We start from the raw sequence: 13,519 nt of genomic DNA, 5'->3' as shown, positions 1-13,519 counted from the left end.
CGACCGCCGCATGCCGCATCCGCAGTATCCCGCCGCCGGGCCAGCCACCCCGGCGTCCCGGCTCATCCGAGGCCCCGAGCCGCCCCGACGTCGCGCGGAGGCATACCGCGGATGCCGGGGCTGCCCCGCCGGCAGGAGAAGCGGAGGACGGAGTCGTGCCTTACCGCTGCTCGCCGCGGGCCAGGCCGCGCAGCACGTACTGCAGGATGCCGCCGTTGCGGAAGTAGTCCGCCTCACCGGGGGTGTCAATGCGCACGGCAGCCTCGAAGGTGACCTGCTCCCCGTCGTCACGCCGGGCGGTAACCGTCACCGTGCGGGGGGTGACGCCTTCGTTGAGGGCGGTGAGCCCGGTGATCGCGAAGGTCTCGGTGCCGTCCAGGCCCAGCGATGCGGCCGAGTCGCCGGCGGGGAACTGCAGCGGGACCACGCCCATGCCGATCAGGTTGGAGCGGTGGATGCGCTCGAAGGACTCGGCGATGACCGCCTTGACCCCGAGCAGGGCCGTGCCCTTGGCCGCCCAGTCGCGCGAGGAGCCGGAGCCGTACTCCTTGCCGCCCAGCACCACCAGCGGCACACCCGCCGCCTGGTAGGCCTGGGAGGCGTCAAAGATGGACTCGGTCTGGCCGGTGAGGAAGTTGCGGGTGTAGCCGCCCTCAACGCCGTCGAGCAGCTGGTTGCGCAGGCGGATATTGGCGAAGGTGCCGCGAATCATGACCTCGTGGTTGCCGCGGCGCGAGCCGTAGGAGTTGAAGTCCTTGCGTGCCACCCCGTGCTCAGCCAGGTAACGGCCGGCCGGGGAGTCTCCCTTGATGGCGCCTGCCGGGGAGATGTGGTCGGTAGTCACCGAGTCGCCCAGCAGGGCCAGCACGCGGGCTCCGGTCACGTCCTCCACGGGCGTCAGCTCCATGGTCAGGCCGTCGAAGAAGGGGGCCTTGCGCACGTAGGTCGAGTCCTCATCCCAGGTGAAGGTCTCCCCCTCCGGGGTGTCCAGGCCCTGCCAGCGCGCGTCGCCGGCAAACACGTCGGCGTAGTCACGGGTGTACATCTCCCGGTCGATGGTGGCGTCAATGACGGCCTGCACCTCGGTGGGGTCGGGCCAGATGTCGGCCAGGAACACGTCCCGGCCCTCACGGTCCTGCCCCAGCGGCTCGGTGGCGAAGTCGAAGTCCATGGTGCCGGCCAGCGCGTATGCGATCACCAGCGGCGGGGAGGCCAGGTAGTTCATCTTCACGTCGGGGTTGATGCGCCCCTCGAAGTTGCGGTTGCCGGACAGCACCGAGACGACCGCAAGGTCGGCTTCATTCACGGCCGCGGACACCTCGGCGGGCAGCGGCCCGGAGTTGCCGATGCAGGTGGCGCAGCCGTAGCCGACCAGGTTGAAGCCGAGCTCGTTCAAGGCGGGCCACAGCCCGGCCTTCTCGTAGTAGTCGGTGACCACCTGCGAGCCGGGGGCGGTGGAGGTCTTCACCCACGGCTTGGAGCGCAGTCCCTTGGCGACCGCGTTGCGGGCGAGCAACCCGGCCGCCACCATCACCGACGGGTTGGAGGTGTTGGTGCAGGAGGTGATCGAGGCAATGGCCACATGCCCGTGGTCCAGGGTGACCTGCGTGCCGTCCGCCAGGGTCACCGGCGTGGACTTGTGGGACTCGGCGGCATAGGTGGGCAGGATCTGCTCGAAGGCGGACTTCGCGCCGGACAGCTCGATGCGGTCCTGGGGCCGCTTGGGGCCGGCGATGGAGGGCACCACGGTGGACAGGTCCAGCTCCAGGTACTCGGAGTAGGTGGCCTGCCGGGACGGGTCGTGCCACAGGCCCTGGGCCTTGGTGTACTCCTCGACCAGGCGGATGTTCTCCTTGGAGCGGCCGGTCAGGCGCAGGTAGTCCAGGGTGACATCATCGATGGGGAAGATCGCCGCGGTAGAGCCGAACTCGGGGCTCATGTTGCCGATGGTGGCACGGTTCGCCAGCGGCACCGCGGCCACGCCCTCGCCGTAGAACTCCACGATCTTGCCGACCACACCGTGCGCGCGCAGCATCTGGGTGATGGTGAGCACCACGTCGGTGGCGGTGGCGCCGGCGGGAATGGCGCCGGAGAGCTTGAAGCCGACCACGCGCGGGATCAGCATGGACACCGGCTGACCGAGCATGGCGGCTTCCGCCTCGATACCGCCCACGCCCCAGCCGAGCACGCCCAGGCCGTTGACCATGGTGGTGTGGGAGTCGGTGCCCACACAGGTGTCCGGGTAGGCCTGGGTGACAGGGGTGCCGTCGACCCCGGTGGTCTGGCGGGTGAAGACGGTGCGGGTCAGGTACTCGATGTTGACCTGGTGCACAATGCCGGTGCCCGGCGGCACCACGCGGAAGTTCGCCAGCGCGCCCTGGCCCCAGCGCAGGAACTGGTAGCGCTCGGCGTTGCGCTCGTACTCGCGCTCCTTATTGCGTTCCAGGGATGTGGACAGGCCGAAGGAGTCGATCTGGACGGAGTGGTCAATGACCATCTCGGCAGGAGCCAGCGGATTAATGACCTCCGGATCACCGCCCAGCTCCGCCACGGCCTCACGCATCGTGGCCAGGTCGACGATGCAGGGCACCCCGGTGAAGTCCTGCATAACCACGCGCGCTGGGGTGAACTGGATCTCTGTGTCTGGCTCGGCGGCGGGATCCCAGGAGGCGAGCGCGCGCACGTGGTCGGCGGTGACGTTGGCGCCGTCCTCGGTGCGCAGCAGGTTCTCCGCCAGGACCTTCAGGGCGTACGGCAGCCGTTCCAGGCCGTCGACGGCGTCCAGCCGGAAGATCTCGTAGGGGCGGCCGTCCACATCTAGGGCGGCGCGGGAGTGGAAGGTGTCAAGACTCGTCAAGTTCGTTCCTGTTCATCCTGGTGCGCACCTGCGCACGGGCTGCACTGAGGCGGGTTGACTGGCGGCCACGGTAGTAGACGAAGTTTCATCCGTCGGCAACCTGCGGCAGGACGGCCCACTGCGAAAACCCGCCCACGCGGCATACGCCACGCGGGAGTTACGAAATAGGTCCGCCCGTCCCGCCCGGGCCGGGTGGCGTTCAGCCGCGCTGGAGTACGGCGATGGTCTCGAAGTGGTGGGTATGGGGGAACATGTCCAGGGCACTCATCGCCGCCAGCCGATAACCGGAGCTGATGAAGCCGCCCAGGTCGCGCGCCAGCGCCGCTGGATCGCAGGCAACCAACACGACCCTGCGCGGCTTCAAGTCCGCCACCGCCTGGACTATTCCGCGACCGGCGCCCTGCCGGGGCGGATCGAGCACTACGACGTCGGCGGTCTCCCCGGCCGCGGCACCGCCCGTTGCAAAGCGCCCCAGCTCCGCCACCGCCGCGGGCGTGACGCGGCCGGCAGTCAGTTGCGCACCCGCGTAGTCGTGCAGGACGCGCCGGGCGTCGCCGACGGCCTGCCAGCTGCCCTCCAGAGAGTGCACCGCGCCGGTCAACGCTGCCAGTGGGAGGGTGAACAGCCCGGCCCCGGCGTACAGCTCGAGCACGCGCACGCCTGCCGCCCCTGCTGGATCCAGTGGTGCGTCAGTGGGTCCGGAGCCCATGGCGGTCGCATCCTCGGCGAGGGCGGCACGCACAACCCGGTCGACGAGCACGCTCGGGGCCTCACGGTGCGCCTGCCAGAAGCCGTCAGCGTGCACCGAGTAGTGCAGTTGTCCCAGCCCCAGGCCCGTGGCGTCCACGACCTCGCCGACGCGCCGTCGGCGGGTTGACCGGCCGGCCCCGGTCAGCACGGTCACGTGCCGCCCCGCGCGGCCGCTCTCCTCCAGCAGGACCAGCGGCTCCCCCTCGCTGGGAGCCACCGCGGCAATACGCATTCCCGGGCGGAAGTGCTTGCGCCACAGGGCACGCTCGGTCAGTCCGAGTTCCTGGATGGCACGCACCGCCAGCGGCAGCTCCCGCACCGGCAGGACGTTGCCGCTGCGGAAGCCGTGCATGCCGGCCACACCGGTCTCGGTGACGGTCAGCGATACACGGGTGCGGGTGCCGGCACCGGCGCGTTCACGCACCCGCGGGTTCGGGTCCACTTCGGCTGCCGCATCGCCGGGCATGGGCTCGACCGGCACGGCGTCCCCGGCGGCACCGGGCAGGGCGGATACGGCGGCAACGACATCTGCGCCGCCGATGCGGCGTAGGCAATCGGCCAGCACCCACCGCTTCCAGGTGCGTTGCGCGGGCAGGGCGACGTGCGACAGCTCCCCACCGCCAACTCCCCCGGGGCCGGCCTCCGCCCAGAGCGGGCGCACCCGATCGGGCGAGGCGGACAGTACCTCTACGGCGTCGGCACGCCAGATCTTGGAGTTCTTCTCCGTCATCACCGCCCGCACCTGCTCGCCGGGCAGGGCATGGCGGACGAACACCACGTGCCCGGAGGGATCGTCTAGCGGGCGGGCAACGCAATGCCCGCCGTGGGCTGGGGCCCCTACGGCAAGGGTCAGGTACTCCGGGGTCGTCGGCGCGGGGGCCGGCGGGCGGGGCGGGGCGTTACGGCGGCGGGGGGTCATGCGTTCTCCTGCGTCTGGGACTGGTGGCGGAATTCCGGTTCCCGTGAGCCGGCGGGTCTGCGGCCGATGGCAACGTGCGTATTGTCCCGGTCCGACGGCGCACCCAGCCACCAGGGCACCGGGGCGACCACCACTCCGGGGGTGAGCCGCAGAGCCGCCCTCAGACGTTGCGCGGTCCGGTTGTGCAGAGCCTGCTCCCACCAGCGCCTCGGCCGGTACTCGGGCAGGAATACTCCTACCAGTTCCCGGGGCGAGTCCGCCCGCGCGCTGCGCACATAGGAGACCACGGGGTCGATAACGTCGTGGAGCGGCGAGTTGAGCACCGTGAGCGGAACGGGCAGCCCGGCATCCGCCCAGTCCCGCAGGAGCTGGTCAGCGGCACCGTCGCCCACATCCACGGTAACGGCTTCGATGGAGGACGGCTGCGTGGACAGGGCGTAGTTCAGTGCTCTCAGGGCCGGCCGGTGCAGGCGGGAGACCAGGACGACGGCGTGTAGGCGTGCGGGCGTCAACCGGGGGGTATCCGGGCCGCTAATGGCAATCTCCCGGTCGAAGCTCCGGTAATGGCGGCGAATACCACTCATGGCCAGGTACAGGCCCACCAGTACGGCCGAGGCGATGACCGGGGCGGCCCAGGCGCCTTGGGCAAGGCTGGTCGGCACCAGCAGCAGCAGCGCAGCGCCGGTTAACACCGCGCCAACGCTGTTGATGATCCGCGAGCGCCGCACACGGCGGCGGATGGTGGGGTCGGTGGCCGTGGCCAGCTGCTGGTTCCAGTGGCGCACCACGCCGATTTGCGCAAGTGTCAGGGAGATGAGCAGGCCGACGATGTATAGCTGTACGAGGCGGCTGACGCTTGCCTGGCATCCGGCTATGAGGGCGACTGCCCCGACCCACAGCACGATGGCGCGCCGCGCATAGGCCGGACGGTCGCCGCGCCGCGAGAGTCGGCGGGGCAGGAACTGGTCGCGGCCGAGCGCCCCGGCCAGTGCGGGGAAGCCGCTGAATGCGGTATCGGCCGCCAGAACCAGAACGAGGCCGGTAGTTACGCTCACGAGGTAGAACATGGGCGGGAAGCCGGCGAACACGGCGGCGGCGATCTGCGCCAGTACAGGCTCCTGGTGGTACTCCGCGCCCAGTGGCGCCCCATGGTCCAGCAGCCCGGTTGCGGGGTCTGCGGCGAGACGCACGCCGACGGCGCCTGCGAGGTGCATCACGCTCAGCAGCATGGCGCCGGTGATGAGCCCGAGCATCAGCAAGGTGGTGGCGGCGTTCCTGGACTTGGGCCGGCGGAAGCCGGGCACGGCTCTGACGATCTCCCCCACGCCGGTCAGGGCGACGCCGCCCAAGGCCCAGGCCCGCAGGATGAGCAGGACGCCGGCCAGGCCGGTCAGCCCCTGCTCCCAGCCGTCCTGAGAGGCCAACTCGTAGCCCGCGGAGGGAGCCCGCCCCAGGTTGCCGGCCAGTTCCTGGATCAGGCCGCTCACGGCCGTGGCGGCCACCGCCGCCAAGTACACATAGGTGCACAGCGCGAAGGCGCCTCCCGGTCGTCGCTTTCCGCGCAGGTTCATCACGGCCAGGACGGTGGTAACCGCCACCGCCCCGGCCTGCTTGTGGGCGGCCAGCCCGGGGACGACGGAGGCCAGGTAGCTGGTGGCGGCACAGGTGGAGACTGCGACAATGAGCACGTAGTCCCAGAGCATGGCCGCGGCGGTTGCCACGCCCGCCCGGTGCCCGAGGCCCGAGGCGGCTACCTCGTAGTCGCTGCTGCCGGGATAGGCGTAAGCGATCTGCCGGTATGAGACGACCACAATGATGAGCAGGCCGACAGCTGCGAGCATCACCCAGGACGACGCTGCCGTAGCGGTTACTCCCGCAACTGCCAGCGTTGTGAGAATCGCATCCGGTGCGTAGCCGACGCCGGACAGGGTCGGGGCGGCTAATGCCGGCAGGGCCACGCGCTTGGGCAGCAGGGCGCCGCCCGGAGCCGGGCCGGGTGCCGGGGAGCCAGCGGGGAGCCGCTTGACGGGGTCGGCGAAGTCACGCACGAACGATGATGCTACGTCCCCGTCCTGATCGGGCCAACCCTCCCGCACGCCTGACACCCGCCCCTCCCCGCTGATGACGGAGTACCGTTCACCCCGTGCACTTCGTCATCATGGGCTGCGGCCGAGTGGGGGCCTCCATGGCCACCCAGCTGGACCGTATGGGTCATTCGGTGGCCGTTATCGACCGCAACTCCGACGCCTTCCGGCGACTGCCGTCGACATTCAACGGCCGCAAGATCAAGGGCATCGGCTTCGACCGCGATGCCCTGGAGCAGGCCGGCATAGACGAGGCCTACGCCTTTGCCGCCGTTTCCAACGGGGACAACTCCAACATCATCGCCGCGCGCGTGGCGCGCGAGTTGTTCGGCGTGGAGCACGTGGTGGCCCGGATCTATGACGCCACTCGGGCCGATGTCTACGAGCGGCTCGGAATTCCCACGGTGGCGACTGTGCGGCAGACCGCCGAGCACATGATGCGTCGCGTGCTGCCCGGTGGAACCGCGCGGGAGTTCATGGATCCCTCCGGGGCGGTGGGGCTGGTCCAGCCGGACGTGTCCGCCGCATGGATCGGCACCGCAGTGGGCGCACTGGAGGAACGGCTCGGCGTGCGGGTCGCTTGGATCTCGCGCGGGTCCGGGGCCGTGATCCCACAGCCGGACACCCGTATCCAGGAGCACGACCGGCTGCACGTGGCCGCTACCGCCCAGCAGCTCGGGGCCCTGCAACGCGCCCTCTCCCGCCCGCCCGCACAGGAGGTATAGCCATGAAGATCCTGATTGCCGGAGCCGGCTCGGTGGGACGCTCGATCGCCCGCGAGCTCATCAGCCACGGGCACGATGTGACCCTGGTGGACCGCGCCCCCGACGCAATGCGTATCGCCTCCGTGCCCGAGGCGGACTGGCAGCTGGCGGATGCCTGCGACCTGGGCTCCCTGGCCGACGCGGGAGCCGGCGACTGTGACGTGGTGGTTTCCGCCACCGGGGATGACAAGGCCAACCTGGTCATCTCCCTGCTGGCCAAGACCGAGTACGCGGTTCCACGCACGGTGGCACGAGTGAACAACCCGAAGAACGAGTGGCTGTTCGACGACACCTGGGGGGTGGACGTGGCCGTGTCGACCCCGCGAATCATGACCGCGCTGGTGGAGGAGGCGGTAAGCGTCGGTTCGCTGGTACCAGTGTTCACCTTCCACCAGTCCGGAGTGCTCATGCACGAGCTCACGCTGCCGGATGACTCGCCCGTGATTGGTGAGCTGGTCAGTGGGGTGAAGCTGCCGCCGCACACGGTGCTGGCCACGATACTGCGGGACTTCCGGCCGCTTCGACCGGGTCCCGATGACCGCTTCGAGCGGGGCGACGAGCTGCTGTTCCTTACTGCCCAGGCCGGTGAGGCGGTCCTGGATCAGGTGCCGGCGATATTCACCGCCGCGCAGCAGACGGCTCAGGACACCGGCTCGGCCAGCCCCGGGGACGAGTCGCCTGAGTCGGCTTGACTGGTTTCCGGCTGCCTGAGAACCGGGCCGATGACCAGCCACACGAACCACAAAGTCACGGCGAACAAGGGCAGTCCCAGCAGGAGGCGGGCTATTCCCAGAACACTCACGGCCGCCTCTCCGACCAGGTATAGGGGCACTTCGACCGCCAGCCGCAGTGCGAACATGCCGGCCAGGATCGCTGTGGCCACCGCGTAGCGGCGGGCGGCGGAGCCGGCCGAACTGCTCGTGCCGATCTGCTCTCCCCCTGACGCGGCATGCCATGCGCCCAGCAGGACGCCCACCAGGGGGCGGCGCAGCAGGAGTGAGCCACCGGTGGCCGCCAGCCACAGCGCATTGATAACCAGTCCGGTGGCGTAGAAGTTCGTGGCGCTTCCGGTCCGCCACGCCCACAGTGCGCTGATGGCCGCCAGGGCGGCACCGCCGAGCACCTGGGTCAGCGGCTGGCGGCCGCGTAGCCGGGCCAGCAGGGCGAGGGCGCTTACCGCCAGTGACGCCAGCAGTGCCGGCACCAGTGCCTGAGGGCGCGCTGCCAGTACGCAGATGAACACGAGTGTGGGCACGGCGGACTCCAGAATGCCGCGCCACCCGCCGACGGCTGCGGCCGCGTCGAAGCGGTCTGCGTCCAGCGCGCCGAGTCCGCTGCGCCCGTCATCGCGGGCGGGCGGTGCCGCCGCGGCGGGGCGCTCGGTCATATGTCCTCCCCGAGGAGCTCGTAAAGCGGGTTATAAATACTTGGACGGGTGCGCCCGGATACGACCATGCCCTCGGCCCGCAGCCGTGCGCCCGGCTCAATGCCGACGATGGCGCGCCGACCGATCCAGATCAGGTTTACCACGCCGGTGCCGTCGTCGAGCTGGCCGACGAGCACCGGCTTGGCAGAGGCAGGCCGGTAGGTGACCGCCCGCAGCACACCGGACACGTGGGCGCGCCGACGGGGCGCCAGGTCCTTGATCAGGATGTCGCCGGGGCGCGTGGACGGGGCGTGCGCGCCGACGGCTGCGGCTGCGCCCGAGTCCAGGCGGGGGCGGCGCGCGGGACGCAGGCGCTTGAACAGGCGTGCGACGCGTACCGTCCCGCTGCGCCGGCTCATCGCACCTCGGCGATGGTGGGGCCTGGCTGCAGCGGGTCCAGTCCCGGCAGTTCCTCGGCCTCGGGCGCCGCAGTCGCGCCCGGGGCATGTAGGGGCAGGATCTCGCGCGGCGGGCGGGCGACGCCGTCGCGCACAACCACGGTGCCTGCGAAGACCTCACGTAGCTGTCTGGCGGCGTCGGGGTCGGTGGCTGCGCGCCCTTGGAGGACGCCGCGCAGGAACCAGCGCGGGCCGTCGACGCCGATGAAGCGGGCGGCCATGGTCCCGGTGCGGCCCTCCGGCGTACGCACCGGGAGCTGCGCGATGATCTCGGTGCCGTAGTCGCCCTCCACCAGCTCGAAGGTGGCCTTCGCGCGGGTCAGCTGTGCCGTGATGTCCGCGCGCAGCTCATCCCAGATGCCGGCGGTGCGGGGAGCGGCGAAGGCGCGCAGCTCCATGGTTGAGCCGCCCAGGATGAGGACGACTGCGGAGGCCTCGCCTCCCTGTCCTGCGCGCTCCATGCGGATCTGCATGCCGTCGACGGCTGGCACGCGCAGGGCGCCCAGATCAACGAGTCCGGCGAAGGCGGTCTCGTCCGGGGCGTCGGCGGCATCCCAGGGGCCGACGCCAACATCCTCCGGCTTGCTCGGCGTGGACTCGCCCGGGCCGACGGCGACGTCAGCTGCGTCGTCCCTGCCGTCGTCTCTGGCGTCGTCTATGCCGTCGTCACGGTGACGGCGGGAGAAAAGGCCCATGCTGGTTCTCCTCCTCTCGATCTGCCTGTGTGTCGGCCCCGTCAGCCGGCGCAGTCCGTGCACACCGGCAGGCCGGTCTGCTCGTCTACATAGGCGAGTGAGGAGCGGTGGTGCACCAGGAAGCACTCCGAGCAGGTGAACTCGTCCTCGAGCTGCGGGACGACGTGCACACTGAGTTCTTCACGGGACAGGTCCGCCCCGGGCAGCTCGAATCCCTCGGCGACTTCGTTCTCGTCCTCCTCGATCGCCTCCGAGGACTGATCCTTCTGACGCGCGGTGAGTTCCTCGATCGAGTCGGCTTCGGGCTCGTCGTCGTTCTTGCGCGGGGCATCGTAGTCGGTTGCCATGGCCTCGTCACTTTCTCTTATGGACGGCTCTCGCTGGGGCTCTCGGGCAGCGGCGGGCGCTGCCGGGAACGGCGAACATCCTGCTCAGCGAATGTGCGCCGCCCCTCCGAGCTAGGGCACGCGCACCATAGCACCACGTCGCTGCGGCGGGAACCGCCTGGTCAGGCCACGCGCAAAGGCTGAGGGCGAACAGGCGGCGAGCTCTTGCGTGCCACGCGGCCCCGCCTCCCAGACACCGAGCGGCTTAGATGGCACGCTGAGGCATGTGTCAGCCCGCCCATCTCGGGTTGCGCAAGGGACTGTAAGGAGGCCCACGTCAATGATCGAGCTTGAGCTGTTGGGGGCCAACGGCGACACCATCGTCATGACCGACTCACGCGGTGAGCGCTACAGCATCGTCGTGGACGACGCCCTGCGCGCCGCCGTGAGGAGGGCGCGCCCCGCAGCCCTGTCTCCAAGCCCGGAGCCTCCCGCCCCCGGCGCGGCAGTGCGCCCCCGGGAGCTGCAGGCGCTCATGCGAGCGGGCGCCAGCGCGGAAGAGGTCGCTTCAGCCACCGGCCTGGACGTTGAGCACGTGCGCCGCTTCGAGGGGCCCGTTATCGCCGAACGCCTGTGGGCGGTGCAACAGGCGCAGGCCTGTCGCATCGGCTGGGAGAAGGACTCCCCCGTCCTGGGCGAGCTTGCCGTGGACCGGCTGGCCACCCGCGGTGTGGAGGCAGGCAGCCTGGAGTGGGATGCGCTGCGGGAGGGCCGGGAGCCGTGGCAGATCGTGCTGACCTTCGTTCAGGGAGCGGAGGCGAAGCAGGCGCACTGGGAGCTCGATCTGACCGCACGCTCGGTATCCGCCCTGGATGATGAGGCCCGCTGGCTGACGGAGGCCGGCGGGGGACGCCGCCCCACGGTCTTCGACCAGGACTCCGCGGCTCCCGGAGCATCCTCGGTATCCGCTCCGGCAGCGGCCCCGCCCGTCCCCGAGTCCCCGGCGGCCGCTGACAGCGCGCCGCCCACGGCAGTGGACTCCGCGGTGGACTCCACGGACGCGCTGCTGGCGGATCTGGCCTCCAACCGTGGCAGGCGCATCGAGGCGGCCGCACCCGATGCGGAAGATGCCGCCCCGGGAGACGAGACGGAGCCACAGGGGCAGGCGCAGGTGGTGTCCATGTCGGAGCGCCGCCGCGCCCACACCGGTAATCACCCGGCGGGAAGCCGACTGCACCAGGCTACGGCGCCGGCCACCGACCGCGACGAGCGGGACGGGACGTCCAACGACGCCGACGCCACCCAGGAAGCGCTGCCGGAGATGCCGGCCGCGCCCGCACCCAAGCCCAAGCGGCGGGCGCGTCGTTCCGTGCCCTCCTGGGATGAGATCGTCTTCGGCTCCAAGCCGGAGTGAGGAGTAGCCGGGCGGCTACAGTCCCGGTCAGGCGCGGGCCAGCAGCAGCGGCACCGTCATCTCGGCATCCGTGAGAGAGCCGTGCACGCCCGGCATGCCGATTGCTCCCGCGGAGTGCACGCGCGGGTCGACGACGACCCAGTTGTCGGCCATGGCCACCAGCACGTCACCCAGGACGCTCTCAGCCCGCTCCCCAACGGGGCCGATCCGGGTGCCGGCCTGCGCGCGGGTTCCCACCCAGAGCGCCCGCTCCCCCAGCACCGCCCGCCAGCGGTCGGCGACGGCGGCAGCCGTCTCCGGGTCGGAGTGGGGCACGTACAGCTGGCTGAAACGCGGCTCCCCGGCTACGGCTGCGACGTCACGGGCGAGTTCTGGGTAGTCGGTCAGGTCAATGCGGTGGGCCGCGTCGGTGTCGACCATGCCGTGGTCGGCGGTCAGGAGCACGCGGGTGCCCGCGGGGACCAGGCGCATCAGCTCCGCCAGCATCCCGTCCAGGCGCTCCAGCTGCATCAGCCAGTTCTCTGAGCGCCAGCCGTGGCGGTGGCCGACGTGGTCGAGCTCGCCGACGTACAGGTACACCAGGGGGACGCCGCTCCGCAGGGCGCGGGCGGCCAGACCCGGACGGTCCTCCATACGGTCCGCCCCCAAGTGGACGGCGCCGCGCAGAGCCGCCTCCGTCAGGCCGGAGCCGGCGAAGCGCGCCGGACCGATGGTGACCGCCGACGCCGCGGCCCGGGCCCCGGCATGCGGCCCGGGTGCGCTCCGCTCGAAGACGGTGGGCACGTCCTGCCATCGGCGCGGGTCGAGTGCCGTATCCTGCCAGGTAATCAGGCACAGGTTCTGGGCGGCGTCCGGGATCGTGCCGGCACGCAGGTGACGTCGCAGGCTCGGGTTGAGCACGCTGTATCCGACCATGCCGGTAGTCCCGGGCATCGCGCCGGTGCCGAGGGTGGTCAGGGCGGCTGCCGTCGTGGAGGGTACGCAGGTGCGGGCCCTGCCCCCGCCCGGGGCGGAGGCGGCGTCGGCCATCCAGGTGCGCAGTGTGGGAGCGTGCCCACGCCGCTCCTGAAGCAGCTGCATCCCGAGCCCGTCCACCAGGACGACGACAACCCCGGCGGGTCTGGCAGCGCCGTCCTGTCCCAGCAGGCCCCATTCAGCTGCCTTCGCACGGGCCTCGCCGGCCGTGACCGCCCCGGGCGGGCCGTCGCGCAGCGCCAGGCCGGCACCGGCGGCGGCCGCCGCCAGGACCTGCCGTAGGTACGGGGTGCTCATGCGCGCGCCGCCGCCCGGGCTGTCGCTCCGGACAGGATCCGGGCGAAGCGCTCTGCGCGTGCCAGGGCCGCATCCCCCTCCACTCCTGCGGCTACGCGCACCACGATGTCGTCCGGGACGGACACGCCGGTCAGTCCGTGGTCTGCCTGGCATTCGGGATCGGCGCATGCGGCGGGCTCGAGGTCGATGCGGCGCACGGAGCCCCAGGCCAGCGCGATCGTCATCTCCGTCAACCGTCCCCCACCGTTGGCCGGCTCGGACACTCCGCGTGTCAGGCCCACGGACTTGATCCGGGAGATCGGCACGGCCTCACTAGTGGCCAGCGCCCCCGGCAGCCCGTCCTCGCGCGGAGCGTCGTCGACGTGGACGATGACCAGGCGGCTGGGAGTCAGGGCCAGTACCGTCAGGTGCCGGTGGACGGCGTCGTCGAACACGGTCTCGGCCTGGACCAGGTCCGCGAGCACCTCCTCCCCCGCGACGGCGACGTCGAGGGTGCCGAGCACGAGCTCGGGGTAGTAGCCGGCCCGGGTGACCTCGTCGACCAGCGACGTCGGGGTGGGGACCTCGTCCCCGGGGCGAGCCTGCGCAGTCCACGTCATGGGGCAGATCATGCC

12 protein-coding genes are annotated in these 13,519 nt (G+C 71.0%); 3 read left to right on the top strand and 9 right to left on the bottom strand.

From position 1 onward, the window contains the following. Positions 1 to 160 precede the first annotated feature (160 nt). The 3 genes from acnA to CWT12_RS04945 form a co-directional block, all read right to left on the bottom strand. Complete coding sequence (gene acnA / locus CWT12_RS04955; RefSeq protein ID WP_161923930.1) at positions 161 to 2,857, bottom strand: aconitate hydratase AcnA; 2,697 nt, start codon at positions 2,855 to 2,857, stop codon at positions 161 to 163. A 199-nt stretch (positions 2,858 to 3,056) separates the two neighbouring features. Then, positions 3,057 to 4,526, bottom strand: coding sequence for a class I SAM-dependent RNA methyltransferase (locus CWT12_RS04950; protein ID WP_161923929.1), 1,470 nt, complete (start codon positions 4,524 to 4,526; stop codon positions 3,057 to 3,059). Further along, entirely contained in the window at positions 4,523 to 6,574 is a 2,052-nt protein-coding gene (locus tag CWT12_RS04945; protein ID WP_161923928.1) for an APC family permease, read from the bottom strand. The genes CWT12_RS04950 and CWT12_RS04945 overlap by 4 nt, the downstream gene beginning before the upstream one ends. Positions 6,575 to 6,669: 95 nt before the next feature. On the opposite strand from CWT12_RS04945, the gene CWT12_RS04940 reads away from it, so the two are divergent. After that, entirely contained in the window at positions 6,670 to 7,335 is a 666-nt protein-coding gene (locus tag CWT12_RS04940) for a potassium channel family protein (protein ID WP_161923927.1), read from the top strand. 2 nt (positions 7,336 to 7,337) lie between these two features. Then, on the top strand, positions 7,338 to 8,066 hold the full coding sequence (locus CWT12_RS04935; protein ID WP_161923926.1) for a potassium channel family protein: 729 nt from the start codon (positions 7,338 to 7,340) through the stop codon (positions 8,064 to 8,066). Here CWT12_RS04935 and CWT12_RS04930 read toward each other — a convergent pair. Genes CWT12_RS04930 through CWT12_RS04915 form a run of 4 tightly spaced genes read right to left on the bottom strand, consistent with a single transcriptional unit; the run spans position 8,015 to position 10,240 of the window. After that, complete coding sequence (locus tag CWT12_RS04930; protein WP_161923925.1) at positions 8,015 to 8,761, bottom strand: DUF3159 domain-containing protein; 747 nt, start codon at positions 8,759 to 8,761, stop codon at positions 8,015 to 8,017. The genes CWT12_RS04935 and CWT12_RS04930 overlap by 52 nt on opposite strands. Next, entirely contained in the window at positions 8,758 to 9,159 is a 402-nt protein-coding gene (locus CWT12_RS04925) for an OB-fold nucleic acid binding domain-containing protein (protein WP_161923924.1), read from the bottom strand. Before CWT12_RS04925 ends, CWT12_RS04930 begins: the two co-directional genes overlap by 4 nt. Continuing rightward, positions 9,156 to 9,893: a DUF3710 domain-containing protein gene (locus tag CWT12_RS04920; protein WP_161923923.1), complete on the bottom strand. Its 738-nt coding sequence runs from the start codon at positions 9,891 to 9,893 to the stop codon at positions 9,156 to 9,158. The genes CWT12_RS04925 and CWT12_RS04920 overlap by 4 nt, the downstream gene beginning before the upstream one ends. 41 nt (positions 9,894 to 9,934) lie before the next feature. Beyond that, a complete protein-coding gene (locus CWT12_RS04915) occupies positions 9,935 to 10,240 on the bottom strand; it encodes a DUF4193 domain-containing protein (protein WP_161923922.1) in 306 nt (101 codons plus the stop codon). 319 nt (positions 10,241 to 10,559) lie between these two features. Between CWT12_RS04915 and sepH the strand changes: the two genes are divergently transcribed. Then, complete coding sequence (gene sepH / locus CWT12_RS04910) at positions 10,560 to 11,633, top strand: septation protein SepH (RefSeq protein ID WP_161923921.1); 1,074 nt, start codon at positions 10,560 to 10,562, stop codon at positions 11,631 to 11,633. Between the two features lie 27 nt (positions 11,634 to 11,660). Here sepH and CWT12_RS04905 read toward each other — a convergent pair whose 3' ends face one another. Next, entirely contained in the window at positions 11,661 to 12,905 is a 1,245-nt protein-coding gene (locus CWT12_RS04905) for an alkaline phosphatase family protein (protein ID WP_161923920.1), read from the bottom strand. Next, positions 12,902 to 13,504 (bottom strand): DUF5998 family protein, encoded by a 603-nt coding sequence (locus CWT12_RS04900; protein ID WP_161923919.1) that lies wholly within the window; start codon positions 13,502 to 13,504, stop codon positions 12,902 to 12,904. Before CWT12_RS04900 ends, CWT12_RS04905 begins: the two co-directional genes overlap by 4 nt. Positions 13,505 to 13,519 lie beyond the last annotated feature (15 nt).

Origin of the sequence: Actinomyces sp. 432 (assembly GCF_009930875.1) — a bacterium.
Classification (GTDB): domain Bacteria; phylum Actinomycetota; class Actinomycetes; order Actinomycetales; family Actinomycetaceae; genus Actinomyces.
Note: the sequence above shows the minus strand (reverse complement) of the source record. Positions and strands in the feature narration are given on the sequence as shown.